This is a genomic window from Intestinimonas sp. HCP28S3_D6, from assembly GCF_052065695.1.
Taxonomy (GTDB): Bacteria; Bacillota; Clostridia; order Oscillospirales; family Oscillospiraceae; genus Intestinimonas.
Genome location: NZ_JBQHTM010000008.1, coordinates 23,788 through 50,063, shown reverse-complemented (window position 1 = coordinate 50,063; position 26,276 = coordinate 23,788). Strand labels below are relative to the sequence as shown.

Genomic DNA, 26,276 nt, shown 5'->3' with positions numbered 1-26,276 from the left:
TTCCTCCCCTCAGATCTTGCGGCGGTCAATGACCCGGACGGCCTTGCCTTCGCTGCGGACGATGGACTTGGGGGCCACCAGGGTAACCTTGGCTGCCAGACCCAGCATGGAGCGCAGGCCCTCCACCAGCTCGGCCTGCCGGCGGGAGACCTCGCCCAGGTTGTCGGTGAACATCTCGGGGGTCATCTCCACGTGGACGTCCAGGGTGTCGGTGGACTTGACCCGGTCCACGATGATCTGGTAGTTGGCGGGATAGCCGTGGTTGAGGAGCACCGTCTCGATCTGGGACGGGAAGACGTTGACGCCACGGATGATGAGCATGTCGTCGGTGCGGCCCTTGGGCTTGACCATCTTCACATGGGTGCGGCCGCAGGGGCACTTCTCACGGGTGAGGGTGCAGATGTCCCGGGTGCGGTAGCGCAGCAGGGGGAAGGCCTCCTTGGTAATGGAGGTAAAGACCAACTCGCCCTGGGTGCCCTCGGGCAGCACCTCGCCGGTGTCGGGGTCGATGATCTCGGCGATAAAGTGGTCCTCGTTGATGTGCATGCCGCTCTGAGCGGAGCACTCGAAGGAGACGCCCGGGCCGGAGAGCTCGGTGAGACCGTAGATGTCGTAGGCCTTGATGCCCAGGGTGTTCTGGATGTCCTGGCGCATCTCCTCGCTCCAGGCCTCGGCGCCGAAGATGCCCGCCTTCAGGGGGATCTGGTCGGGGGTGAGGCCCATGTCCTTCATGGTCTCGCCGATGTAGGCGGCGTAGGAGGGGGTGCAGCAGAGGATGGTGGCGTTCAGGTCACGGATGAACATGATCTGCCGCTCGGTGTTGCCGGAGGAGGTGGGGATGGTGAGGCAGCCCACTTTGTGGCTGCCGCCGTTGAGGCCGGGGCCGCCGGTGAAGAGGCCGTAGCCGTAGGACACCTGACACACGTCCTCGTTGGTGCCGCCGGCGGCCACGATGGCCCGGGCGCAGCAGTCCTCCCACAGGTCGATGTCGTGCTGGGTGTAGAAGGCCACCACCCGCTTGCCGGTGGTGCCCGAGGTGGACTGGATGCGCACGCAGTCCTTCAGGGGCATGCCCACCAGGCCGTAGGGGTAGGCCTCCCGCAGGTCGGCCTTGGAGAGGAAGGGCAGCTTGTGAAGGTCGTCCACGCCCTTGATGTCGGCGGGGGTGAGGCCCTTGGCCTCCATCTTCTTGCGGTAGTAGGGGACACTGTCCCACACGTGCTGGACCTGCTTGACCAGTCGCTCGTTCTGCCAGGCCAGGATCTGTTCCCGGGAGGCGCACTCGATCTCAGGCTGATAATAGCGTTCCATGGGTATCATCCCTCTCTGGTTTCTGAAATATCCCTGCCCCCCTCCCGCGAAAAGGCGGAGCAAGGGGGACCCGGTATCGACATATCAAATAAAGTTCTTTGCCAAGCTTTCTTTCAAGAAAGCGGAGCGGAGGTTACGCCTTCTGGCCCAGGGCGAAGGCCTTCCTGTTCAGCTCCAGGAATTTTGCCGGCACGCAGGCGTTGATGGCCTCCTGCCAGGCCTCCTCAGGGAAGTCGAAGTAGTGGGACAGCCGGCCCATGAGGACCAGGTTCACCGCCTTGCTGCTGCCGGCCTCCTCGGCCAGAGCCAGGCAGTCCAGGGCGTCCACCTTGGCCCCGGCGGCCTGCATCTTGGCCACCAGGTCCGTGGGGTACTCCGCCGCGCCGGTGATGACCGGCATGGGGTCGATCTGCTGGGTGGAGGTGACGATCTGGCCGTCGGGCCGCAGGTACTCCAGCCACCGGGCCGCCTCCAGCAGCTCGAAGGAGACGATGCAGTGGGCCTCGCCCTTGTCGATGACGGGGGAGTAGACCTTGTCGCCGTAGCGGACGTAGGTCACCACACTGCCGCCCCGCTGGCTCATGCCGTGGACCTCGGAGACCTTCACGTCATAGCCCTGCTCCATGAGGAGGTGGCCCAGCAGCTTGCTGGCCAGCAGGGAGCCCTGGCCGCCCACGCCCACGATCATAATATTCTTGGTTTCCATGGCTCAACCCTCCTTCCCGGTGCTCTCGAAGGCACCCACGGGGCACAGCTGCTCGCACACGCCGCAGCCCACGCACAGGGTGTTGTCCACCCAGGCCTTGCCCTCCTTGATGGAGATGGCGGGACAGCCGATCTTCATGCAGGACTTGCAGCCGATGCACTTGTCCTTGTTCACCGCCAGGGGGGGCTTGTGCTTGACGTACTTGAGGAGGGCGCAGGGCCGGCGGGAGATGATGACCGAGGGCTCCGCCGCGGAGAGTTCCTCCTTCACGGCCTGGTCGCAGGCCTTCAGGTCGTAGGGGTCCACCACCCGGACCCGGGTGAAGCCCATGGACCGGCACAGGGACTCCAGGTCAATCTTGCCCGCCGGGTCGCCCTTGATGTTGTAGCCGGTGGTGGGGTTCTGCTGGTGGCCGGTCATACCGGTGATGGAGTTGTCCAGGATGATGACGGTGGAGTTGGACTGGTTGTAGGCGATGTTGGCAAGACCGGTCATGCCCGAGTGCATGAAGGTGGAGTCGCCGATGACGGCCACCGTCTTGCCCTCGCTCTCGCCGCCCAGTGCCTTGTTGAAGCCGTGGATGGCCGACACGGAGGCACCCATGCACAGCGTCATCTCCATGGCCGCCAGAGGGGCCACGGCGCCCAGGGTATAGCAGCCGATGTCGCCCAGGACGGTGCACTTATTTTTGTTGAGGGTGTAGAAGAGGCCCCGGTGGGGACAGCCAGCGCACATGACGGGGGGACGGCCGGGGACGGCCTCGACGAGGGCCTTGCCCGTATGTACCTCTCCGCCCAGGGCGGCGGCCACCAGGTTCTGGGAGAACTCGTCGATCATGGGGAGGACGTCCTTGCCCAGGACCTCCAGACCCAGCTTGCGACAGTGGTCCTCAATGATGGGGTCCAGCTCCTCCACCACGGCCAGACGGTCCACCTTGGCGGCGAAGTTTTTGATGAGCTCCACCGGCAGGGGGTTGGTCATACCCAGCTTGAGGACGGAGACGGAGTCCCCAAAGACCTCCTTGACGTACTGATAGGAGGTGGAGGCGGTGATGATGCCCAGGGCGGTGCCTCCCATTTCCACCCGGTTCACCGGGGCGGTTTCCGCCCAGGCGATGAGCTTCCGGGTGCGCTCCTCCACCACGGGGTGGCGCTGCTTGGCGTTGCCCGGCATCATGACGTACTTGGCGATGTTCTTCACATAGGGCTTGGCGGGGGGCTCCACCCGGTCGCCGGTCTCCACCAGGGCCTGGGAGTGGGAGACCCGGGTGCACATCTTCAGCAGCACCGGGGTGTCAAACTCCTCGGAGAGCTCGTAGGCCAGCTTGGTAAACTGGAGGGCCTCGGCGGAGTCGGAGGGCTCCAGCATGGGGAGCTTGGCGGCGATGGCGTGGTGCCGGGAGTCCTGCTCGTTCTGGGAGGAGTGCATCCCGGCGTCGTCGGCCACGCCGATGACGACACCGGCGTTGACGCCGGTGTAGGACATGGTGTAGAGGGGGTCGGCGGCCACGTTGAGGCCCACGTGCTTCATGCCGCAGAAGGAACGCTTGCCCGCCAGGGAGGCGCCGAAGGCGGCCTCCATGGCTACCTTCTCGTTGGGAGCCCACTCACAGTAGATCTCGTCGTACTGGACGGCCTCCTCGGTGATCTCGGTACTGGGGGTGCCTGGATAGCTGGAAATCAGGGAACAACCAGCCTCATAGAGCCCCCGGGCAACGGCGGCGTTGCCCAACATCAGTTGCTTCATTCCACTTCCACCTTGCTTTCCTGCGTTTCTTGGGAGACCGGCGGGATCTCCCGCTTGTCCAGACCGCTCCGTAGGATCACGTCACGCATGACGCCTCCCGCTCCGTTGTCCAGCATGGCCCGCCGCACCCGGCTGATGGTGGCGCTGCTGGCCCCCGTCCGCTCCAGGATGTCCAGGTACACCAGCCCCTGCTGGAGATAGACCGCCACATCGAAGCGCTGCTCCATGGACCGCAGCTCCACCGGTGTACACAGGTCCTCAAAAAAGCGGCAGCACTCCTCCGCATCTTTCAGCTTCGCAATGGTCTCGTACAGCGCCAGACTGCGCTCCTTGCGCTCTGTCTTTGCCATAATATGCTCCTTCCGGACGATCAAAAAATGGACCGGCTCCCGCCGGCTGGGTATACTGCTTCAATGTTAACACATTAAAGCGTGACAGTAAACAAAAAATTCGCCATTTTTAAAATTTATTTGGTTGACTTGACAGAGCGTGGGAAATCGGCTATGATACTTTAGCGGTTTAAAGGAAAAAATAACCGGCGGGTCCACCCGCCGCGGAAAGGAACGAGCCGGTATGCCCATTACCGATCTGCTGGAGCGCAACAGCAAGCTCTATGGTGATGAGATCGCCCTGGTGGAGATCAACCCCGAGGTCCACGAGAAGCAGCGGGTGACCTGGAAGGAGTACGCCCTCATCCAGCCCACCTCCTCCGCCCCCTACCGCCGGGAGATCACCTGGTCGGTCTTTGACGAAAAGGCCAACCGGGTGGCCAATCTGCTCCTAGGCCGGGGCATCCGGAAGGGCCAGAAAGTGGCCATCCTCCTGATGAACTGCCTGGAATGGCTGCCCATCTATTTCGGTATTTTAAAGACGGGGGCGGTGGCCGTCCCCCTGAACTTCCGCTACACGGCGGAGGAGATCGACTACTGCGTCAAGCTGGCTGACGCCGACGTGCTCTTCTTCGGCCCCGAGTTCATCGGCCGGGTGGAGGACATCGCCGACGACCTGGGCCGGGAGCGGCTCCTCTTCTTCGTGGGGGACAGCTGCCCCTCCTTCGCCGAGGACTACCACCGGGCGGCGGCCAACTGCTCCAGCGTGGCCCCCAAGGTCCTCATCGACGACGAGGACGAGGGCGCCATCTACTACTCCTCCGGCACCACCGGCTTCCCCAAGGCCATCCTCCTGCGGCACAGCGCCCTCCTCCAGGCCGCCCGCATGGAGGCCATCCACCACAAGACCACCCATGAGGACGTCTTTTTGTGCATCCCGCCCCTCTACCACACCGGTGCCAAGATGCACTGGTTCGGCTCCCTCTTCACCGGCGGCAAGGCCGTCCTCCTGAAGGGCAACTCCCCGGAGGCCATCTTCCACGCCATCTCCCAGGAGGGGTGCACCATCGTGTGGCTGCTGGTGCCCTGGTGCCAGGACATCCTGGCCGCCCTGGACCGGGGAGTCCTCCAGCTGCCCAATTACCGGCTCAGCCAGTGGCGGCTCATGCACATCGGCGCCCAGCCGGTGCCCCCCAGCCTCATCAAGCACTGGATGCGCTACTTCCCCAACCACAAGTACGACACCAACTACGGCCTCTCCGAGTCCACCGGCCCGGGCTGTGTCCACCTGGGATTGGACAACATCGAAAAGGTGGGGGCCATCGGCGTCCCCGGTTACGGCTGGCAGGCCAAGATTGTGGACGAGAACGGCAACCAGGTGGAGCAGGGTCAGGTGGGTGAACTGTGCGTGAAGGGGCCCGGCGTCATGGTGTGCTACTACCACGACCCCAAGGCCACCGCCGAGGTCCTCCACGACGGCTGGCTCCACACCGGCGACATGGCCCGCCAGGACGAGGAGGGCTTCTACTATCTGGTGGACCGGAAAAAGGACGTCATCATCTCCGGCGGCGAGAATCTCTACCCGGTGCAGATCGAGGACTTCCTCTCCGCCCACCCCAAGGTCCACGACGTGGCCGTCATCGGCCTGCCCGACCGGCGGCTGGGTGAGATCGCCGCCGCCATCATCCAGGTCAAGGAGGGGGAGACCTGCACCGAGGAGGAGATCAACCGCTTCTGCAACGAGCTGCCCCGGTATAAGCGCCCCCGGAAGATCATCTTCGCCCCCGTCCCCCGCAACGCCACCGGCAAGATCGAAAAGCCCAAGCTGCGGGAGCAGTACTGCTCCACCCGCCTGGTGGAGGCCCAGAGCACCAGCTGAGGCCGGCCGAATCAATCACAAAAAGGTCCCGAAACAGCGTGCTGTTTCGGGACCTTCTGTCTTTTCTGTTATTCCAGGGGGAGACCGGTGAGGTAGCGGCGGACCAGGTCGAAGGCGTGGTGGGCGGAGCGATTGCGGATGCCCGCCCGGCCGGAGGCCCCCAGGCGGAGCTCCTTCACGTAGCAGAAGTCGGACCCCGCCAGGGCCACATAGACCAGCCCCACCGGGTTGCCCCGGTCGTCGCGGTCGGGGCCGGCCACTCCGGTGGTGGAGACGGCCAGGTCGCAGCCCAGCACCCGCCGGGCCCCCTGGGCCATGGCCTGGGCCACCTGGGCGGAGACGGCGCCGTACCGGTCCAGCAGGTCCTGGGGCACCCCCAGCACATTGTGCTTGACGGCGTCGGTGTAGCTCACCACGCCGCCCATGAGGACGGAGGAGGCGCCGGGCAGGTCGGTGATGCGCTTGGCGATGAGGCCGCCGGTGCAGCTCTCGGCGGTGCCGAAGGTGAGGCCCTTGTCCTTCAGGAGCTGGAGGACGGCGGACTCCAGGTTCTTCACGTCGGCGCCGTAGACCAGGGGGCCGAAGAGGGCCCGGATGTCGGCCTCCACCGGGGCGATGAGGGCGTGAGCGGCCTCCTTGTTGGGGGCGTGGGCGGTGATGCGCAGCTCGCACTCCCCCTCCTTGGCATAGGGGGCCAGGGTGGGGTTGGTCATGGCGTTCATGCGCTCCCGGAGCCGGGCCTCCATGGCCGACTCGCCGATGCCGAAGAGCTTCAGGGTGCGGGAGAGGATGACCCCGTCGGAGAGAGACTGGAGGTAGGGGAGAGCCCGGTGCTCGAACATGGCCCGGCACTCCCGGGGAGGACCGGGGAGCATGAGCACCCGGACGCCGCCGGCTTCAAAGGCGCAGCCGGGGGCGGTGCCCCAGTCGTTGTCAAAGACGGTGCAGCCCTGGGGGAGCATGGCCTGCTGGAGGTTGTTCTCCGTCATGGGCCGGTCGGGGTGGAGCCGGCGGAAGTAGTCGGCGATGCGGTCGGCGGAGGGCTGGTGAAAGACCAGGGGCAGTCCGAAGGCGGCGGCCAGGGTCTGTTTGGTGAGGTCGTCGCAGGTGGGCCCCAGGCCGCCGGTGGTGATGATGATGTCGGCCCGGCCCTTGGCGATGTCCACGGCGGCGCGAAGCCGGTCGGGGTTATCCCCCACCACGGTGTGGTAGTAGACGTTGATGCCCATGGCGGACAGGCCCTGGGAGATCATCTGGGCGTCGGTGTTGGCGATGTTGCCCAGCAATAATTCCGTTCCAACGGCGATGAGCTCGGCAGTGTAGGACATAATATAAAGCCTCTTTCCTGTTTTTCAGCCCAGCTGGACCCGCTCGATGCACTCCAGGGCCTCCTTCACTAGGCCATCGATGTCCAGGGGGGCCTCAATGGCCTCCACGTCCTCCAGGCGGGGACGGGTCCGGGGATGGCGGGGGGTGAAGACGGTGCAGCAGTCCTCGTAGGGCAGGATGGAGGTCTCAAAGGTGCCGATCTTCCGGGAGAGGCGCACCACTTCCTCCTTGTCCATGCCCACCAGGGGGCGGAAAACGGGCAGGTCGGTGACGGCGCCGGTGACGGCCATAGCGTCCATGGTCTGGGAGGCCACCTGGCCCAGGGACTCGCCGGTGATGATGGCGTGACAGCCCGTGCGGTGGGCCACCCCCTCGGCAATGCGCATCATGAACCGGCGCATGAGGAGGGTGAAGTAGTCCTCGGGGCAGGAGCGGCGCAGCTCCTCCTGGATGTGGGTGAAGGGCACCACGTGGACGGTGAGACGGCCAGTCCAGGGGGTGAGAAGCTGGGCCAGGTCCAGCACCTTCTGCTTGGCCTCGGGGGAGGTGTAGGGGTAGGAGTAGAAGTGGATCATCTCCAGGGCCACACCCCGCTTGGCCATCATCCAGGAGGCCACGGGGGAGTCGATGCCGCCGCTGAGCATGCTCAGGGCACGGCCGCTGGTACCCACGGGGAGACCGCCGGCACCGGGCTCCGGGTCGGCGTGGACGAAGGCGGCGTAGTCCCGGACCTCCAGGTGGACGGTGAGCTCAGGGTTGTGGACGTCAACGGTCAGGTTGGGGTAGAGGTCGTCCAGCTCCCCGCCCACCCACTGGCTCAGGGCGATGGAGGTCATGGGAAAGGTCTTGTCGGCCCGCTTGGACTCCACCTTGAAGGTCTTGGCCTTGGAGAGCTGATCCCCCAGGTAGCTCTTGGCGGTCTCCAGCATGGCCTCCTTGGTCTTTTCGCAGGCCTTGGCCCGGCTGAGCCCCACCACGCCGAAGACGTGCTTCATGGCCTCGTAGGCGGCGTCCATGTCGCAGTCCTCGCTCTGGGGCTCCACGTAGGTGGTGGACTGCCGGGTATAGACCTTGAACTTGCCCAGGTGCTTCAGCCGCCGGGCGATGTTGGCTCTCATCTTGTCCTCAAAGGTGTATCGGTTGGTCCCCTTCAGGACCATCTCCCCCTGCTTGAGCAGGATCATCTCGGTCATAAACTATGCCTCTTTTCCCGTTGTTTGTTCCAATATCGAGAGACATTATATCGAAAGACCAAAGAAATGTCCAGGGAAAAGCGAGAAGCAGGCAAGCGCCAAATCAAAAATCATGACGATTGCCGCAATCTGCCCCCAAATGCTCAAATATACGGACAATGTGCTCTATTTTATGAAAACACTCCGGGTCAGATAGGGTGTCATCCAGCAGGATTTTATGTATCTGGCAAAGCGCTTGGTAACTGAGGGATTCCAACATCTCCGGCGCAGTCAGATCAAGTTGGGGAAAACTCACGGATATTTGATGATTTTCCAGGAGTTTTGACAAAAGAGATACTGCAAGCTCCATAAAAATGCTCCTTTTTTTAAAGTGGACCAATATTAGTCCTATTATATCACCTCATTTCCATAAAATAAAGAAAAATGGACCCAAAGTGGTCCAGGAGGTGAGGACATGGAGGAGCAGAAGATCAAGCAGGATGAGATCCGGATCGGAGAGAACATCCGCCGCGTCCGAAGAGAGCGGGGCATGGGGCAGACCGAGCTGGCCCGGAGAATGCAGCTGGAGGGCGTGGACATGACCCGGGAGGCCCTGGTGAAGATCGAGCGGGGGACCCAGCATATCTCGGCCAGCCAGCTTCGGGCCATCCGGGATATTTTATCCACAAGTTATGAAGAATTGTTGAAAAAGACCCCCTGAACGGCACGCAGTCCGTATCAGAGGGTCTTCCTTTATCTACGCAGATAGCTGCTCTCCCGGTACTGGAGGGCCTCGGCCAGGTGGGGGACCTGAATGTGTTCCGCCCCCTCCAGGTCGGCGATGGTGCGGGCCACCCGCAGGATGCGGTCATAGCTCCGGGCGGTGAGGCCCATGCGGTCAAAGGCTCCCTGCATGACGGCTTTGCACCCCTCGTCCAGCTCGCAGCAGGCCTGGAGCTCCTTCGGGCCCATGTGGGCGTTGCAGTCGGGACCGTCGGGGCCGAACCGGGCGGTCTGGACGGCCCTAGCGGCGTTTACCCGCTTCTTGATCTCCGCCGAGGACTCCCCGGCGGGGCGGGCGGAGAGCTCCTCAAACTCCAGGGGCGGCACCTCCACGTAGAGGTCGATGCGGTCCAGCAAGGGTCCGGACAGCCGACCCAGGTACTTTTTCACCTCGGCTTCGGAGCAGCGGCACCGGCCGGAGGGGTGGCCGTACCAGCCGCACTTGCAGGGATTCATGGCCGCCACCAGCATGAACCGGCTGGGGAAAACCTCGGTGCCCGACACCCGGGAGATCTGGACCTTCCCCTCCTCCATGGGCTGCCGCAGCACCTCCAGGGTCTCCTTCTGGAACTCGGGCAGCTCGTCCAGGAAGAGGACCCCGTTGTGGGCCAGGGAGATTTCGCCGGGCCGGGGCGGGGAGCCGCCGCCGGAGAGACCCATCACCGAGATGGTGTGGTGGGGTGCCCGGAAGGGCCGCCGGGTGAGGAGGGGCTCCTCCTTGGTGGTGAGGCCCAGGACGGAGTGGATCTGGGTGGACTCCAGGGCCTCCCGCTCGGTGAGGCCGGGGAGGATAGAGGGGAGCCTTCTCGCCAGCATGGACTTGCCCGATCCCGGCGGGCCGATCATGGCGATGTTGTGGCCACCGGCGGCGGCGATCTCCAGTGCCCGCTTCACCGGCTCCTGGCCCTTCACGTCGGCAAAGTCGGGGACGGTTCCACCGCCGGGCACGGGCACCCAGGGCTCTGCCGGAGAGATGGGGACCTCCCCCCGGAGATGGGCGGCCAGCTGCGCTACATTTTCCACCGGGTAGATGGTGAGTCCCCCGGCCAGGGTGGCCTCAGGGGCGGAGTCGGCGGGGACGTAGAGGGCGGTGAGTCCCGCCGAGCGGGCGGCCAGGGCCATGGGCAGCATGCCCGTCACCGGCCGCAGCTCTCCGGACAGGGAGAGCTCCCCCACGAAGGCGGCCCCCGGCGCCGGGGCGGGCAGCTGCCGGCCGGCGCAGAGAATGCCCACCAGCATGGGCAGGTCGTAGAGGGTGCCGCCCTTCCGCCGGTCGGCGGGGGCCAGGTTCACGGTGATCCGGGAGACGGGGAAGGTAAAGCCGCAGTTCCGGATGGCGGAACGGACTCGTTCCCGGGCCTCCTTCACCGCCGTGTCGGGGAGACCCACGATGTCAAAGTTGGGCAGACCGTTGGAGAGGTCGCACTCCGCCGTCACAAGATAGCCCGTAATACCGTGAAGGCCCAGGGAGTTGAGGGTACAGAGCACGGGGCGAGCACCTCCATTTCACTGAGAACTTTTTCCTAACTATACCTTATTTTATATAGCATTTCAAGGAGAGGGCCCGTCTAATTTTTAAGAATCGCCAAATTGGAAGGACCAATTTTGGACTGTTCGCCGAAAAACTTAGAAGAGGGAAAGAAGCGATTTACAAACGGGGAGAGGAGTGATAGTATTAAGAGGCTAGAGAATGGAGTTGTATCCATTTGAAGAACAAGGAGGAACGATCAACATGGCCAGAAAAAAGAAGTCCATGGACGGCAATACCGCCGCAGCACACGTTTCTTACGCCTTTACGGAGGTCGCGGGTATCTACCCCATCACCCCCTCCAGCCCCATGGCCGATAATGTAGACCAGTGGGCCGCCGCAGGCCGCAAGAACATTTTCGGCGATCCCGTCCGCGTTATTGAGATGCAGTCCGAGGCCGGCGCCGCCGGTACCGTGCACGGCTCTCTGAACGCCGGCGCCCTCACCACCACCTACACCGCCTCTCAGGGCCTGCTGCTGATGATCCCCAATATGTACAAGATCGCCGGCGAGCTGCTGCCCTGCGTGTTCCACGTCTCCGCCCGTACCGTGGCCGCCCAGAGCCTGAACATCTTCGGTGACCACTCCGACGTCATGGCCTGCCGCCAGACCGGTTTCGCCATGCTGTGCGAGACCAACCCCCAGGAGGTCATGGACCTGGGCGCCGTTGCCCACCTGGCCGCCATCGAGGGCCGCGTCCCCTTCCTGAACTTCTTCGACGGTTTCCGTACCTCCCACGAGATCCAGAAGATCGAGATCTGGGACTACGATGACCTGAAGGACATGGTGGACATGGACGCCGTCAAGGCCTTCCGCGCCCGCGCCCTCAACCCCGAGCACCCCACCATGCGCGGTTCTCACGAGAACGGCGATATCTTCTTCCAGCACCGCGAGGCCGCCAACAAGTACTACGAGGCGGTTCCCGAGATCGTGGAGAAGTACATGGGCAAGGTCAATGAGAAGCTGGGCACCGACTATCAGCTCTTCAACTACTATGGCGCCGCCGACGCCGACCGCGTCATCATCGCCATGGGCTCCATCTGCGACGTGGCCGAGGAGGTCATCGACTACCTCAACGCGCACGGCGAGAAGGTGGGCCTGCTGAAGGTCCGTCTGTACCGCCCCTTCCGCGCCGACAAGATGCTGGCCGCTATCCCCGCCACCGCCAAGAAGATCGCCGTGCTGGACCGCACCAAGGAGCCCGGCAGCCAGGGCGAGCCTCTCTACCTGGATGTGGTGACCGCCTTCGCCAACGCCGGCCGTCAGGCCACCATCATCGGCGGCCGTTACGGTCTGGGCTCCAAGGACACCCCGCCCAAGAGCGTGTTCGCTGTCTACGAGGAGCTGGCCAAGGACGCCCCCAAGCACCAGTTTACCATCGGCATCGTGGACGATGTCACCAACCTGTCCCTGCCTGAGCACGACTGCCCCAACACCGCTGCTGAGGGAACCATCGAGTGCAAGTTCTGGGGTCTGGGCGGCGACGGCACCGTGGGCGCCAACAAGAACTCCATCAAGATCATCGGCGACCACACCGACAAGTACGTCCAGGCTTACTTCCAGTACGACTCCAAGAAGACCGGCGGCGTGACCATCAGCCACCTGCGCTTCGGCGACAAGCCCATCCGCAGCCCCTACTACATCAACAAGGCTGACTTCGTGGCCTGCCACGTGCCCGCCTACATCATCAAGGGCTTCCCCATGGTCCGCGACGTGAAGGACGGCGGTACCTTCCTCATCAACTGTCAGTGGAGCGATGAGGAGCTGGACAAGCACATGCCCGCCGTGGCCAAGCGCTACATCGCCGAGCACAACATCCAGGTCTACACCATCGACGCCATCGACCTGGCCGCCAAGATCGGCATGGGCAAGCGTACCAACACCATCCTGCAGTCCGCTTTCTTCAAGCTGGCCAAGGTGATGCCCGAGGCTGAGGCCATCGGCTACATGAAGGACGCTGCCACCCACTCCTACCTGAAGAAGGGCCAGGACGTGGTGGATATGAACCACAAGGCCATCGACATGGGCGCCACCGCCTTCAAGAAGTTCACCGTGCCCGCCTCCTGGGCCACCGCCGTGGACGAGAAGAAGGAGGAGCACCTGGAGGGCCGTCCTGCCACCGTGAAGATGGTCCAGGACATCATGGAGCCCGTGGGCCGCATGGACGGCGACAGCCTGCCTGTTTCCGCCTTCGCCGAGGGCCACGCCGACGGTACCTTTGAGCAGGGCGCTGCTGCCTATGAGAAGCGCGGCGTTGCCGTGAACGTGCCCACTTGGGATTCCGCCAAGTGCATCCAGTGCAACCAGTGCTCCTACGTCTGCCCCCACGCCACCATCCGTCCTTACGCTCTGACCGAGGAGGAGGCCAAGAACGCCCCCGCCGCCGCCAAGATCGTGGACGTGAAGGCCGGCAAGGGCAAGGGCGTCTACAAGTTCTCCATCGCTGTGAGCCCCCTGGACTGCATGGGCTGCGGCGTCTGCGTGGGCGTCTGCCCCGTCAAGGCTCTGGAGATGGTTCCCCAGGAGTCCCAGGCCGATCAGCAGGCCGTGTTCGATTACATGGTGGCCAAGGTGGCCGACAAGGCCGACATGGCCGACACCACCAGCGTCAAGGGCAGCCAGTTCAACCAGCCCCTGCTGGAGTTCTCCGGCTCCTGCGCCGGCTGCGCCGAGACCAGCTATGCCCGCCTGATCACCCAGGTCTGCGGCGACCGGATGTACATCTCCAACGCCACCGGCTGCTCCTCCATCTGGGGCGGTCCTGCCGCTACCTCTCCCTACACCGTCAACAAGGCCGGCCACGGTCCCGCTTGGGCCAACTCCCTGTTCGAGGATAACGCCGAGCACGGCCTGGGCTTCTACTATGGCCAGAAGGCCCTCCGCGACCGTCTGACCGAGCAGACCAAGGCTCTGCTGGCCATCGACTACACCGACGAGAGCATCAAGACCGCCGGTCAGGCCTGGCTGGACACCATGGCTGACGGTACCGCCAACGCCGAGGCCACCAAGAAGTATGTGGCCGCTCTGGAGGCCGTCATGGCCGAGAACGGCGACTGCGGCTGCGACGCCTGCAAGCTGGCCCGCGAGATTCTGGCTCACAAGGAGTTCCTGGCCAAGAAGTCCATCTGGATCTTCGGCGGCGACGGCTGGGCCTACGACATCGGCTTCGGCGGCCTGGATCACGTCCTGGCCTCCGGTGAGGACGTGAACGTCATGGTCTTCGATACCGAGGTGTACTCCAACACCGGCGGACAGGCTTCCAAGGCCACCAACGTGGGCGCTGTCGCCCAGTTCGCGGCTGCTGGTAAGACCATGCCCAAGAAGTCCCTGGCCGAGATCGCCATGAGCTACGGCTATGTGTACGTGGCCCAGGTGGCCATGGGCGCCAACCCCGCTCAGACCCTGAAGGCCATCAACGAGGCTGAGAGCTATCACGGCCCCTCCCTCATCATCGGCTACGCCCCCTGTGAGATGCACAGCATCAAGGGCGGCATGACCAACTGCCAGAGCGAGATGAAGAAGGCTGTGGAGTGCGGCTACTGGAACCTGTTCCGGTTCAACCCCGCTCTGAAGGCCGAGGGCAAGAGCCCCTTCACTCTGGACTCCAAGGCCCCCGCTGGCGGCTATCAGGAGTTCCTGATGAACGAGGCCCGTTACTCCGCTCTGACCCGCGCCTTCCCCGACCGCGCCGAGAAGCTCTTCAAGGAGAACGAGGAGCTGGCCAAGGCCCGTTACGAGCACCTGGTCAAGCTGCAGGAGCTCTACGCCTGAGTTTCGCCGCGTGATCCCCTGACATAAGCACAACGCCCGCCCTTCCGTGAGGAAGGGCGGGCGTTTTTTGTGCCGGATACCTTTGCGGGCGACCAAAGGGGGCCCCTACGCCAACCTCTGTGCCGGCTTCGTAGGGGCGACCTGTGGCCGCCCGCGGGCCTATGTCCTTGCCAGGGCCGTGCCGGGGGCTGCCGCCTCGGTCTGAAATTCGGTCATGTCGTCCCAGTACCGCTTGGGCATGTGGGTCATGCGGCACCGGGGGTTCTCCCGCTCCCGGATGGCGATGGTGTCATAGAACCGCCGCCACAGCTGCCGGTAGTCCTGTTCCTCTTCACCGGGGCCCTCCAGGTGAAACTCCTCCAGGGGGAGGATGGCCCACTGCCGGGGCTGGTAAAGGAGGGCCTCCTTGTGGGTGCGGTCGTAGAGGAGAAGCCGTTCCCGGGAGAACCGGGCGCAGAAGTGGGGCCGCAGCAGGGGAAGAACCCGGTTTTTGGGGGTGATCTGGCCGCAGAGGACGCCCCCCTGGTCGGAGAAGCGGACGAAGCCCTGGAAGAGGTGGGCCTCCTTCCACAGGTGGAGAAGGGCGGTGTGGAGGGGGGCCACCCGGGGGTCGGTCAGGTCACGGACCACGGCGGGACCCGCCCGGTAGGCCAGGCGGATGAAGTCGTAGAGCCGCCGCTCCTTCTCCGGGGCGCAGGTGAGGAAGCCGTGGCGGACCCACCGCTGGACCTCCGGGGAGACCCGGCGGCTCAGGGAGCGGTACACCCGCTCCGCCTTCTCCCGGTCGGTCTCCACTGCCCGCTCCGGCCACAGGGAGGTACGTGGGTCGTTGAAGAGGGAGAAGCAGGCGGGCTCCTCGTCTTTGGCGTAGCTCTCAAAGACGCAGGTGAGGAAGCCGGCGAAGGTGCCGTCGTAGAGGTAGACAAACTGGGGGCGCTGGGACAGAGGCATGAAGATCCTCCTTTCAGATGGTGGGGGAGAAGAGGGAGAGCTGACCGGGTAGCACCTTGGCGCCGCCTCCGGGGAGGGGGTCGGCCAGGCGGAAGAAGAGGTCCTCGGGCTGGAGCCGGGCGGCGCCGGGGACGGCGCGGCCGGAGCAGGTGAGGAAGTACTGGGCCCGCTTGAGGACCACCCCCAGGGTCTTGAGCCCCTCGAAGGTGAGAGGGCCCACCCGGCGGGCGGCCAGGACCCGCCGGGCGGAGGTCACCCCCATGCCGGGCACCCGGAGGAGGGCCTCGTAGTCGGCCCGGTTTACGTCCACGGGGAAAAACTCCGGGTGGCGGAGGGCCCAGCAGCACTTGGGGTCCAGCCGGGGGTCGAAGTGGGGGTGGGCCTCATCCAGCAGCTCCCCGGCGTCAAAGTGGTAGAACCGCAGCAGCCAGTCGGCCTGGTAGAGCCGATGCTCCCGCAAAAGGGGCGGCCGGAACCCCTGCCGGGCGGGGAGGAGCTTGCTGTCGGACACCGGCATGTAGGCCGAGTAAAAGACCCGCTTGAGCCGGTAGCGCCGGTAGAGCCCCTGGCTCAGCCGCAGGATCTGGAGGTCGGTCTCCGGGGTGGCCCCCACGATCATCTGGGTGGACTGGCCCGCCGGGGCGAATTTCGGGGCGTGGCGGTACCGGGCCAGCTCCTGTCTGGAGACGGCGATGCCGTCCCGGATCTGCTCCATGGGGGCCAGAATGGCCTCCTTGGTCTTGTCGGGGGCCAGCAGGGCCAGACTGCGCTGGCTGGGCAGCTCGATGTTGATACTCAGCCGGTCGCACAGCAGGCCCAGCCGCCGGGTGAGGAGGGGGTCGGCCCCGGGGATGGCCTTGGCGTGGATGTAGCCCTGAAAGCCGTACCCCTCCCGCAGCAGGGAGAGGACGGCGATCATCCGCTCGGTGGTGTAGTCCGGGTCCCGGAGGACGGCGGAGGAGAGGAAGAGCCCCTCGATGTAGTTCCGGCGGTAGAAGCCCAGAGTGAGCTCGCACAGCTCCTGGGGGGTAAAGGTGGCCCGGGGCACGTCGTTGGAGCGGCGGTTGACGCAGTAGGCGCAGTCGTACCGGCAGCGGTTGGTCATGAGGACCTTCAAGAGGGAGATGCACCGGCCGTCGGCGGAAAAGGAGTGGCAGCACCCCGCCGGCAGGGTGGAGCCCAGGCCGCCCCGCCCGCCCCGGCCCACGCCGCTGGAGGTGCAGGCGGCGTCGTATTTGGCGGCGTCAGCCAGGATGGTCAGCTTGTCCAGGAGCTCCATAGGGGTCCCTCCGTAATCGAACATTTGTACTATTATGATAGCACGGAAAGGGGGGACCGTCAACCGGAAAGAAGCACCAGGGAGGAGCGGAAAAGTCCGGTCCATGGGACCGGGCTTGCGGTGGTGGACGGCAGCGGGTATAATGGGGACACCACTGGGAAAGGCGGGATGATATGGACAGGCGGTATGACCGGCTGAAGGGAAAGCTGCTGCTGCTGGCGGCGGCGGGGGCTTTGGGAGCTTTGGCCGTGACGGTGGTCCTGTGGCAAGTGGCCGACAGCCTGTGGGGCCAGGCCATGGCCCAGGGAACGGAGCGGCTGTGCCTGGACCTGTTCGGCCTGGAGGAGGAGGCCGCCCAGGGCATGTACCAGCATATCTTCCGGGATGGCTGGCTCTACTGGGTGGCCGGCCTGGGAGCGGTCTATCTGCTGGCGGCCTTTTATGTGGTGCTGGGGAAGGTCACCCGGTGGCTGGACCAGATCGGCGCCACCGTCCACCAGGTGGTGAATGAGACGGGGGAGCCGGTGTCCTTGCCCAAGGAGCTCGCCCCCCTGGAGCGGGACCTGCGGGCCATCCAGAGCAGTTTGGCCGCCGGCCGTGCCCAGACCAAGGAGGCGGAGCAGCGGCGGCAGGACCTGGTGGCCTTCCTGGCCCACGACCTGAAGACGCCCCTCACCTCGGTGCTGGGGTATCTGAACCTCCTCCACGACGACCCCGGCCTCACGGCGGAGCAGCGGGCCAAGTATACCGCCATCGCCCTGGACAAGGCCAACCGGCTGGGGGAGCTCATCGGGGAGTTCTTCGACATCACCCGCATGGACTTCGCCACTTTGGGGGAGAAGGGGGAGCTCATCCAGCTCTCCCTGCTGCTGGAGCAGCTCTCCGACGAGTTCTACCCCGCCTTTGCCGAGAAGGACCTGACCTGTCAGTGCGACATCGCCCCCCGGCTCACGGTGCGGGGAGACGCCGACAAGCTGGCCCGGGTCTTTGACAACGTGCTCCGCAACGCGGTGAGCTACAGCGCCCCCGGCGGCGAGGTGGAAATCCAGGCGGCACAGCGGGAGGGCTGGGCCGAGATCGCCATTCGAAACCAGGGCCTGGAGATCCCGGAGCAGGAGCTCACCAACATCTTTCAAAAATTCTACCGGCTGGACCAGGCCCGGTCCACCCGCACCGGCGGGGCAGGGCTGGGGCTGGCCATTGCCCGGGAGATCGTGGAGCGCCACGGCGGCACCATCCGGGCCGAGAGTGACGGCAGGCGGACCAGCTTTGTGATCCGGCTGCCCCTGGCGGAGGAGGAGAAGTGACGATGGAGCAGATGGAACGGGCTCGGGCCTGGCTGGAGCGGGACAGCGTCCTCCACGCCAATCTTCTGGAGGTCCTCCGCCGGGGCAGCGCCGATGTGCTGATCGCAGAGGAGGGGGGCGTCCTCCTCCACGACACGGGCTGCGGGGCCTGGATGCTGGCGGCGGAGCCGGAGGCGGTAGAGGCCTTTTTGGACCGGGTGCCGGCGGGGTGCGACCTCTTTGTGGGCCATGATATGGCGTATTTTGACCTGGCTCGGGCTAGGTTCGGACTGCCGGAGCAGGAGATCTGCTGGTCGGCGGCCTATCTGGGCAAAGACCCCCTGCCCGTCCCTGCCTTCAACGGGGAATTGCGGCTGCTGGACCGGTCCTGGGCGCCCTGGCTCAGCGCCCATTACAGCCACGACTTCGGCGGCCCGGCCTACATGGAGCGGGCGGCGGACCGTGGTATCATCGGCGTCTTTGTGGAGGGGCAGCCCGCCGGCTTCGTGGGCTTCCACGACGAGGGGAGCATCGGCATGCTGGAGGTGCTGCCCGCCTACCGCCGCCGGGGCCTGGGGGAGATCCTCCAGCGGGCGGCCATCAACCTGGCCCTGGAGCGGGGGCAGATCCCCTTCGGCCAGGTCATCGACGGGAACGAGGCCTCCCTCGCCCTCCAGCGGAAGCTGGGCATGTCGGTCTCCCATACCACCCTCTTCTGGCTCATGGGGTGAGGGGGGGCAGCCCACTGACCGGACACAAAAAAGCCTCCCCCGGCGCACTGCGCCGGGGGAGGCTCTGTTCTTCTATGGGGACGGTCAGTCGCCGGTCCAGGTGGGGTCCCAGAAGCGGTCGGGGGCCAGATAGAGCTCCCAGACCGCCGGGTCCCGGTCGATGGCGTGGAGGTCGTAGAGGAAGAAAGCATCCATGGGGGGATCAAAATACTGGCTCTTCTCCAGCTCGCCCCAGGAGACGTTGGGCTCCAGATAGTTGCTCACCGGGGTGTCGGAACCGCCGAAGGGCTTGTAGTAGTAGGTGCCGTTGGTAAAGGCCAGCCGCCCGGCGTTGCCGGTATTGTCAATGGCCATCCAGTCCCCGTCGGCACAGACTATGTTCCAGGCGTGGTTGGAAGCGTCGGAGCTCTGGTAGTAGCACTCCACCCCCACGGAGGTGAGCATGTCGCAGGTCAGCCAGGCATACCCCTCACAGACCGCCGTGCGGGTCTTCAGCACGTTGGCGGGGTCCTGGTAACGACCGTCTATGCGGGCGTAATAGAGATCGGTGTCATAGAAGATGTGGGTGGCGATCCACTCCGAGACGGCCACGGTCTTGTCGTAGTCACTGGTGAGCCCCTGGGTGAGGGACTGGGCCAGGGCGGCCACCTCTGGGTCGATGGACCCGCTGTTGGTGTCCGCCGTCTCCCGGATGCGCTCAAAGAAGGCCGGGTCCTGGATGGCGTAGAGGAGGGCGTAATCCCGAGGCAAGATGGTGGAAAAGTCCACCGTCACGGTCTGGGCCAGGTCCCCCGCGCTCCGGCGGACGGAGCAGTCGTAGAGCAGCAGGTCGGAGAGGCCGTACTCCTCCGCCAGGATGTCGCCCAGACTCTCATGGTTGTCCCCGGCATCGATGCTCAGCATCAGGTAGAGGATCTCGGCGGCCACCTCACGGGTGAAGGGGCTCTTCTCCTGCTCAATATATTTCTGGACGTAGGCCCCGGCAGCGGCGTAGGGGAAGGCGGGATAGTACTGGTAGAGTGCAGAGTTGTCCTCCACGGCGGCGGTGGCCTGGGCCAGGTCGGCCATGGCGGTCTGCCAGCTGTAATCCGTCCCCTCCGTCAGATGGGTCAGCCGGAAGAGCATGAGGGTGAATTCTTGGGCGCCGCACAGTGTCAGGGAGCCGAACTGCCCGTTTCCGATGCCGTTGACCACGCCCTTTTCGTAGGCCAGGTTCACATAGCCGTTGGTCCACGCCGGCACGTCGGTGAAGGGGGAGGGGGCATTGGCGGCGGCCTGGGCTTCCTCCTCCAGGCCCATGAGCCGGATGAGGATGGTGGCGGCCTCCGCACGGGTGAGCTCCTCCATCCACCGCATGTCCCCGCTGCTGTCCCCCAGCAGGATGCCGGCGGACCGGGCAAAGCTCTTGCCCACGTCGATCTCGGAGGAGAGACCGTCTACGTGGTAGTGGGCGTTTCCGTAGAAATAGGGTCCGCGGCGGGGGTCCACGGCGGCGGCTGAGCCGGCCAGCAGAGCGGCAGCCAGACCCAGAGACACCAGGTGACGCCAAAGCTTCATTGTTCCTACTTCCTCTCAATACAGATCTTGGAATCTACGGCCAGTATACGCCCATCCCACAGCCCTGTCAATCCAAAAGGCGGGCGCCCAGCATGGCCGGGCGCCCGCCTTTTCATGCGGTGGTGTGGTCAGAGGGATCAGCGGGTGGAAAGGAGCTTCCACAGCTTTTTTTGGTTGGGCATCATCTGCCGGGGCGGGGTCTGCTTGCCGTACCGCTGACTCAGATCCAGCCGGGCGTCGGGGGAGAGGAGAGGGGCCAGGGGCAGGCCGCAGCCCTCCAGGGCCAGCAGGGTGTAGGTCTCCGGCATGGTGGCCGGCCTGGGGTAAAAGAGGAGCCGCTCCAGTCCCCGGAGGGCGGCAGCCTGGGCCTCGGGGCCGGGATGGGCCTGGACGGCCAGGACCAGGGCCTCCACGTGGCCGTTCAGGAGGGGGAGATAGCGGGCCATCAAGGCGTCCAGACCGGGGTGGTAGCTGTGGCCGGAGAACATGCTGGCCAGGATGCCCTTGGGGTTCTTCGACTGCTTGGCTGCCGGCAGCTCCTCCAGAAGGGCGTCATAGCAGTCCTCCAGGGCCTTCAGGGCCTCAGAGGGGGTAAGTACTGTGTCCATAGGCGATACCCCTTACGCGAAGTAGGCGGCGCCGCTCTCGAAGATGGGCTGGAACTTGTCGCCGGGGATGTTCTTGGCCAGGAACTGGCCCCGGCGCTCGGAGTGGCCCATCTTGCCAAAAACCCGGCCGTCGGGGGAGAAGATGCCCTCGATGGCGCAGAGAGAGCCGTTGGGGTTGGCGGAGATGTCCATGGAGGGCTCGCCGGAGAGGTCCACATACTGGGTGGCCACCTGGCCATTGGCGATGAGGCGGTCCAGCAGGGGCTGGGGGGCCACGAACTTGCCCTCGCCGTGGGAGATGGGGATGGCGTGGAGGTCGCCCACCTGGCTCTTGAGCATCCAGGGGGAGCGGACGCTGGCCACCCGGGTGGTGACGTACCGGCTCTGGTGGCGGCCGATGTCATTGAAGGTGAGGGTGGCGCACTTGTCGTCCATGGAGGGGCGGATCTCGCCGTAGGGCACCAGTCCCAGCTTGATGAGGGCCTGGAAGCCGTTGCAGATGCCCAGCATCAGGCCGTCCCGGTTTTTGAGCAGGTCGTGGACGGCGTCGGTGAGGCGGGGATTCCGGAAGAAGGAACAGATGAACTTGGCCGAGCCGTCGGGCTCGTCGCCGCCGGAGAAGCCGCCGGGGAGGACGATCATCTGGGCGCTCTGGATGGCCTGCTCCAGGGCCTGGGCAGACTGGGACAGGAGGTCGGCGTTGAGGTTGCGCACCACCACGATCTCCGGCTCGATGCCGGCCCGGAGGCAGGCCCGGGCGGTGTCGTACTCGCAGTTGGTGCCAGGGAAGACGGGGATGACGGCCTTGGGCCGGGCGGTCTTGTGGCGGCACACGGCGGGGGAGGGCTCGGTGCAGCTGAGGGTGGGCACGTCGCCGGCGGCGTCGGTGCGGGTGGGATAGATGTTTTCCAGCACGTCCTCGGAGACGGCGAGCAGCTCGTCGATGGGGGCGGAATCGTTGGGCAGGGAGACGATGGGCTCATTGGAGGTATAGCCCAGCAGGGTGGCGCCGGGCACGGGGCCGTCGCACTCGGCCACGATGGCGCCGGGAGTGGTGATCCAGAAGGGGTCCCGCTCCAGGCGGGCGTCGGAGGTGAAGCCGATGCGGTTGCCGAAGGACATCTTGATGACGGCCTCGGCGCTGCCGCCGGCGGTGACCGCCCAGGCGGCCTTCACGTGACCGGCCAGGCACAGCTTGTGGAAGTCCATCCACAGGGCCTTCAGGTCGCCGTAGTCGCCGCTGAACTTGGGCTGGAAGAGGTAGACCGGGTGGCCGGCCGCCTTGAACTCAGGGGTGATGACGTTCTGGGCCTTCTCCGGGGCAATGGCGAAGGAGATGAGGGTGGGGGGCACGTCCAGGCCCAGGAAGGAGCCGGACATGGAGTCCTTGCCGCCGATGGCGGCCACGCCCAGGCCCACCTGGGCGGTAAAGGCCCCCAGCAGGGCGGCGAAGGGCTTGCCCCAGCGGACGGGGTCATTGCGCAGCTTCTCGAAGTACTCCTGGAAAGAGAGGTAGGCCTTGGCGGGATCGCAGCCGGCGGCCACCAGCTTGGCCACCGAGTCCACCACCGACACGCCGGCGCCGTGGAAGGGGTCCTTCTCCATCCACCGGGGGCGGAAGCCCCAGGCCATGACGGAGCAGGTGTCGGTCTCGTGGCCCGGGTCCACGGGCAGCAGGGCGGCCATGGCCTGGGTGGGGGTGGTCTGGGTCTTGCCGCCGAAGGGCATAAGTACCGAGGCGGCGCCGATGGTGCCGTCGAAGCGCTCCCCCAGGCCCCGCTGGAGGCCCAGGTTCAGGTCGGAGCACAGCTCCCGAAGGCCCGCGCCGGCGAAGGGCAGGCCCATCTCCGCCGGGGGCACCACCACGGTGGTGTGCTTGTCGGCGCCGTTGGAGGAGAGGAACTCCCGGGACAGGTCGGCGATGACGGCGCCGTTCCAGTGCATGACCATCCGGGGGGACTCGGTGACGGTGGCCACCACGTAGGCCTCCAGGTTCTCGGCGCTGGCGGCGGCGATGAAGGTCTCCACGTCGCCCTCGGCCACCACCACGGCCATGCGCTCCTGGCTCTCGGAGATGGCCAGCTCGGTGCCGTCCAGGCCGTCATACTTCTTCCGCACGGCGTCCAGGTCGATGTCCAGGCCGTCGGCCAGCTCGCCCACCGCCACGCTGACGCCGCCGGCGCCGAAGTCGTTGCACCGCTTGATGAGGCGGGTCACCTCGGGGTTGCGGAAGAGGCGCTGGAGCTTGCGCTCCTCAGGGGCGTTGCCCTTCTGGACCTCGGAGGCCATGGTGTCCAGGCTCTTGAGGTCGTGGCTCTTGGAGGAGCCGGTGGCGCCGCCGATGCCGTCCCGGCCGGTGCGGCCGCCCAGGAGGATGACCTTGTCGCCGGGGGCGGGGCGCTCCCGGACCACGTTGGAGGCCGGGGCGGCGCCCACCACGGCGCCCACCTCCAGGTGCTTGGCCACGTAGCCGGGGTGGTAGATCTCGCTGACCAGGCCGGTGGCCAGTCCGATCTGGTTGCCGTAGGAGGAGTAGCCCGCCGCGGCGGTGGTGCACAGCTTCCGCTGGGGCAGCTTGCCCTCCAGAGTCTCGCTCAGGGGAGTGCGGGGGTCACCGCAGCCGGTGACACGCATGGCCTGGTAGACGTAGGACCGGCCGGACAGGGGGTCACGGATGGCGCCGCCGATGCAGGTGGCCGCGCCGCCGAAGGGCTCGATCTCGGTGGGGTGGTTGTGGGTCTCGTTCTTGAACATGAGGAGCCAGTCCTGGTCCTCCCCGTCCACGTTGGCGGTGACGTGGACGGAGCAGGCGTTGATCTCCTCGCTCTCGTCCAGGTGCTGAAGGACGCCTCGCTTCTTGAGGACCTTGGTGGCGATGGTGGCCAGATCCATCAGGGTCTCGGGCCGGGCCTTGGCCTTCTCCTCGCCGTAGACCTCCTTTCGGGCGGCCTGGTAGAGGTGATAGGCCCGCTTTACCTCGGGGGAGAGGATCTCCACGGAGTCGATGTGGGTGGAGAAGGTGGTGTGGCGGCAGTGATCGGACCAGTAGGTGTCCACCAGCCGCAGCTCGGTGATGGTGGGGTCCCGGTCCTCCTCCTTCTTCATGTAAGACTGGAAGAAGGTGAGGTCGGCCAGGTCCATGGCCAGGCCATACTCCTCCAGCACGGCCTGGAGACCGGTCTCGTCCAGGTTACGGAAGCCCTCCAGCACCTGGACGGACTGAGGGATGGGATAGGTCTGGGCCAGGGTGTCGGGCTTGTCCATGGAGGCCTCCCGGGCCTCCACGGGGTTGATGAGGTAGGAGCGGACCTTCTCCACGTCCTCGGCAGAGAGGGCGCCCAGCAGCAGATACACGGTGGCGGCCCGGACGGTGGGGCGGTCGCCGCCGGTCATGAGCTGGATGCACTGGGCCGCCGAATCGGCCCGCTGGTCGAACTGGCCGGGCAGGGCCTCCACCGCCAGCACGGTGTGGGGCTCCTGGGGCAGGGGACAGACCTCGTCGTACACCGCGTCCACCTGGGGCTCGGAGAAGACGGAGGTCCGGGCGGCGGCGTAGACCTGGTCCGTCACGCCCTCCACGTCGTAGCGGTTGAGCACCCGGAGCCCCGTAAGGCCCCGGACGCCCACGGCCTCGGTGAGCTCCCGGCACAGGGCCCGGGCGGCTCCGTCAAAGCCAGGCTTTTTTTCCACGAAACAGCGAAATACGTCTCCCATTGGTGGTTCCTCCCTCATTATGTATCTGTGGGGTAAGGGCGCCGGGTCAGGACCCGAAGCGCCAGTTCTCTATGCCGTAAAAGGGGTTCTGCTGGGTGGGGGTGAGGCCGGTGACCGTCCCCCACTGGGTGAGCACGGACTGGTTCTTGAAGCAAAGGGTGGAGAAGGGGACCTGGGTCTCCAGGTCGGACCAGAGGGCCTGAGCGGCGGTCTTACGGGGGGCGCCGGAGGCCGCCTGCCAGGCGGAGAGCAGGGTCAGGGTGTTGGCGTTCCAGTAGCCGCCGAAGTTCAGGGCGCCGCCGGCGGCGAGAAGGGGGGCGGGGTCAAAGTCGGCGGACAGGGTGGTGGCCCCCAGGTAGAGGTCGAAGGAGCCGGCGGTGAGGGCCTGCTGGTACTCGTTCCACTCCAGCTTTTGCAGCTCCACCTGGACGCCGGAACGGGTGAGCTCATCGGCCAGGTACTCCGCCGCCGACAGCCGGAAGGTGTTGTCGGTGTTCACCACGAAGGTGAGGGAGAGGGGCCGCCGGCCCTGGTACCAGAGGCCGTCCTCCCCCTGGGTGCAGCCCGCCTCCTCCAGAAGCTGGGTAAAGACCTGGGGGGAGTAGTCCCGCCGCTGGGCCAGGGTGTCGTCGTAGTCGGCGCAGTCCGGGTGGAGGGGCAGGGCGGCGGCCTGGGCGTGGCGGGAGTAGAGGGCCACCGCCACGGTGTTCCGGTCCCAGGCCCGGTCCAGGGCCCGGCGGATGGCGGCGTTGGCGCAGGGGCCGCTTTTGCAGTTGTAGCCGATGTAGACCATGGTGGTGGTGGGGTAGTCCCACACCGCGTGGTCGCCGGCAAAGCCCAGGGTGCAGGTGCCGGTGAGGTCGGCGGTGACCAGGGAGATATCCTCAGTGTCGAAGGCGGAGATGAGGTCGTCGGCGGCCTGGATGGTCACCAGGGGGATGGTCTCCGCCGGAAGATTCAGGTTCCGCCACCAGTCGGTGCGGGCGGTGAGCACGGCGCCCCCCTCGGTCTCGGTGAGCCGGTAGGGCCCCGTCCCCAGGGGCACCTCGTCGGAGCCCGCCTTCACCACGGGGATGTCCAGCAGGGCGGGCAGGGCGCCGTTGGGGGTGTGCAGGGTGAGCATCACGGCCCCCTCCTGCTCGGAGATGGAGGTCACATCGTCCAGCCGCCCGGCGAAGCGGGACTGGGGGCTCTGGGCCAGCTGGAGGGAGGACACCACGTCGGTGGCGGTGAGGGGGGAGCCGTCGGAGAAGGTGACGCCGGTGCGCAGGCGGAAGGTCCAGGTGAGGCCGTCGGCGCTGACGGCGTAGCTCTGGCACAGCCGGGGCTGGGGGGAGAAGGTCCGGTCCAGCTCGAAGAGCCCCTCCCAGATGAGGCCGGCCAGGGACACGTTCACCTTGTCGGTGCTCAGGATGGGGTGGAGGCTGGCGGTGGTGCGGGGGAGGGTAAAAACGGTGCTTGACGCCTCCACAGTCTCGGGCGTGGGGGAGGGGGTGGGGGTGACCTCCGGCGGAGGGGCGCCGCAGCCGGAGAGCAGGGCCAGTGCGAGGACCAGTGCAAACAGGCGGGATGGTTTCATAGGCGGCTCCTGATAAG

Annotated in this window: 19 protein-coding genes; 5 read left to right on the top strand and 14 right to left on the bottom strand. The window is 65.8% G+C overall.

Going from position 1 to position 26,276, the window contains the following annotated elements; translation table 11 throughout:
• Positions 1 to 9 precede the first annotated feature (9 nt).
• The 4 genes from ACTNBK_RS04520 to ACTNBK_RS04505 all read right to left on the bottom strand — a co-directional run bounded on the left by ACTNBK_RS04520 (position 10) and on the right by ACTNBK_RS04505 (position 4,113).
• A complete protein-coding gene (locus tag ACTNBK_RS04520; RefSeq protein ID WP_441143997.1) occupies positions 10 to 1,311 on the bottom strand; it encodes a phenylacetate--CoA ligase family protein in 1,302 nt (433 codons plus the stop codon).
• A 133-nt stretch (positions 1,312 to 1,444) separates the two neighbouring features.
• Positions 1,445 to 2,017, bottom strand: a complete 573-nt coding sequence (locus ACTNBK_RS04515) for an indolepyruvate oxidoreductase subunit beta (RefSeq protein WP_441143995.1) — start codon at positions 2,015 to 2,017, stop codon at positions 1,445 to 1,447.
• Positions 2,018 to 2,020: 3 nt separating this feature from the next.
• On the bottom strand, positions 2,021 to 3,763 hold the full coding sequence (gene iorA / locus ACTNBK_RS04510) for an indolepyruvate ferredoxin oxidoreductase subunit alpha (protein WP_441143993.1): 1,743 nt from the start codon (positions 3,761 to 3,763) through the stop codon (positions 2,021 to 2,023).
• Complete coding sequence (locus ACTNBK_RS04505) at positions 3,760 to 4,113, bottom strand: YerC/YecD family TrpR-related protein (protein ID WP_227603064.1); 354 nt, start codon at positions 4,111 to 4,113, stop codon at positions 3,760 to 3,762. The genes iorA and ACTNBK_RS04505 overlap by 4 nt, the downstream gene beginning before the upstream one ends.
• 223 nt (positions 4,114 to 4,336) lie before the next feature.
• Between ACTNBK_RS04505 and ACTNBK_RS04500 the strand changes: the two genes are divergently transcribed.
• Positions 4,337 to 5,971 carry a class I adenylate-forming enzyme family protein gene (locus tag ACTNBK_RS04500; RefSeq protein ID WP_441143991.1) on the top strand — a complete coding sequence of 545 codons (1,635 nt, stop codon included), beginning with the start codon at positions 4,337 to 4,339 and terminating at the stop codon, positions 5,969 to 5,971.
• A gap of 68 nt (positions 5,972 to 6,039) precedes the next feature.
• Here ACTNBK_RS04500 and ACTNBK_RS04495 read toward each other — a convergent pair whose 3' ends face one another.
• From ACTNBK_RS04495 to ACTNBK_RS04485, 3 genes are all read right to left on the bottom strand, one after another.
• On the bottom strand, positions 6,040 to 7,299 hold the full coding sequence (locus ACTNBK_RS04495; protein WP_441143989.1) for a competence/damage-inducible protein A: 1,260 nt from the start codon (positions 7,297 to 7,299) through the stop codon (positions 6,040 to 6,042).
• Positions 7,300 to 7,323: 24 nt separating this feature from the next.
• The gene (gene thiI, locus ACTNBK_RS04490; RefSeq protein ID WP_441143987.1) at positions 7,324 to 8,493 is read right to left on the bottom strand and encodes a tRNA uracil 4-sulfurtransferase ThiI; all 1,170 of its coding nucleotides are present in this window, start codon (positions 8,491 to 8,493) and stop codon (positions 7,324 to 7,326) included.
• Positions 8,494 to 8,596: 103 nt separating this feature from the next.
• Positions 8,597 to 8,842 (bottom strand): hypothetical protein, encoded by a 246-nt coding sequence (locus ACTNBK_RS04485; RefSeq protein ID WP_441143985.1) that lies wholly within the window; start codon positions 8,840 to 8,842, stop codon positions 8,597 to 8,599.
• A 105-nt stretch (positions 8,843 to 8,947) separates the two neighbouring features.
• Between ACTNBK_RS04485 and ACTNBK_RS04480 the strand changes: the two genes are divergently transcribed.
• Positions 8,948 to 9,193 (top strand): helix-turn-helix domain-containing protein, encoded by a 246-nt coding sequence (locus tag ACTNBK_RS04480; RefSeq protein WP_294515539.1) that lies wholly within the window; start codon positions 8,948 to 8,950, stop codon positions 9,191 to 9,193.
• Between the two features lie 32 nt (positions 9,194 to 9,225).
• Here the strand turns inward: ACTNBK_RS04480 and ACTNBK_RS04475 are convergent, their stop codons facing one another.
• Complete coding sequence (locus tag ACTNBK_RS04475) at positions 9,226 to 10,743, bottom strand: YifB family Mg chelatase-like AAA ATPase (RefSeq protein ID WP_441143983.1); 1,518 nt, start codon at positions 10,741 to 10,743, stop codon at positions 9,226 to 9,228.
• Positions 10,744 to 10,987: 244 nt separating this feature from the next.
• On the opposite strand from ACTNBK_RS04475, the gene nifJ reads away from it, so the two are divergent.
• Positions 10,988 to 14,554 (top strand): pyruvate:ferredoxin (flavodoxin) oxidoreductase, encoded by a 3,567-nt coding sequence (gene nifJ / locus ACTNBK_RS04470; RefSeq protein ID WP_441143981.1) that lies wholly within the window; start codon positions 10,988 to 10,990, stop codon positions 14,552 to 14,554.
• Positions 14,555 to 14,713: 159 nt separating this feature from the next.
• Here nifJ and ACTNBK_RS04465 read toward each other — a convergent pair whose 3' ends face one another.
• Both ACTNBK_RS04465 and ACTNBK_RS04460 read right to left on the bottom strand, forming a co-directional pair.
• Positions 14,714 to 15,505, bottom strand: a complete 792-nt coding sequence (locus ACTNBK_RS04465) for a TIGR03915 family putative DNA repair protein (RefSeq protein ID WP_441143979.1) — start codon at positions 15,503 to 15,505, stop codon at positions 14,714 to 14,716.
• Positions 15,506 to 15,518: 13 nt separating this feature from the next.
• Positions 15,519 to 16,784: a putative DNA modification/repair radical SAM protein gene (locus ACTNBK_RS04460; protein ID WP_441143978.1), complete on the bottom strand. Its 1,266-nt coding sequence runs from the start codon at positions 16,782 to 16,784 to the stop codon at positions 15,519 to 15,521.
• Positions 16,785 to 16,957: 173 nt separating this feature from the next.
• Here ACTNBK_RS04460 and ACTNBK_RS04455 point away from each other — a divergent pair, with 173 nt between their 5' ends.
• Both ACTNBK_RS04455 and ACTNBK_RS04450 read left to right on the top strand, forming a co-directional pair.
• Entirely contained in the window at positions 16,958 to 18,091 is a 1,134-nt protein-coding gene (locus ACTNBK_RS04455) for a sensor histidine kinase (RefSeq protein WP_441143976.1), read from the top strand.
• Positions 18,092 to 18,093: 2 nt separating this feature from the next.
• Positions 18,094 to 18,801, top strand: coding sequence for a GNAT family N-acetyltransferase (locus tag ACTNBK_RS04450; RefSeq protein WP_441143974.1), 708 nt, complete (start codon positions 18,094 to 18,096; stop codon positions 18,799 to 18,801).
• An 84-nt stretch (positions 18,802 to 18,885) separates the two neighbouring features.
• Here the strand turns inward: ACTNBK_RS04450 and ACTNBK_RS04445 are convergent, their stop codons facing one another.
• The 4 genes from ACTNBK_RS04445 to ACTNBK_RS04430 all read right to left on the bottom strand — a co-directional run bounded on the left by ACTNBK_RS04445 (position 18,886) and on the right by ACTNBK_RS04430 (position 26,259).
• Positions 18,886 to 20,358, bottom strand: a complete 1,473-nt coding sequence (locus ACTNBK_RS04445; protein WP_441143972.1) for a transglutaminase domain-containing protein — start codon at positions 20,356 to 20,358, stop codon at positions 18,886 to 18,888.
• A gap of 137 nt (positions 20,359 to 20,495) precedes the next feature.
• Positions 20,496 to 20,966: a hypothetical protein gene (locus tag ACTNBK_RS04440; RefSeq protein WP_441143970.1), complete on the bottom strand. Its 471-nt coding sequence runs from the start codon at positions 20,964 to 20,966 to the stop codon at positions 20,496 to 20,498.
• A 12-nt stretch (positions 20,967 to 20,978) separates the two neighbouring features.
• Positions 20,979 to 24,680, bottom strand: coding sequence for a phosphoribosylformylglycinamidine synthase (locus ACTNBK_RS04435; protein WP_441143968.1), 3,702 nt, complete (start codon positions 24,678 to 24,680; stop codon positions 20,979 to 20,981).
• A gap of 46 nt (positions 24,681 to 24,726) precedes the next feature.
• Entirely contained in the window at positions 24,727 to 26,259 is a 1,533-nt protein-coding gene (locus ACTNBK_RS04430; RefSeq protein WP_441143966.1) for an ABC transporter substrate-binding protein, read from the bottom strand.
• Positions 26,260 to 26,276 lie beyond the last annotated feature (17 nt).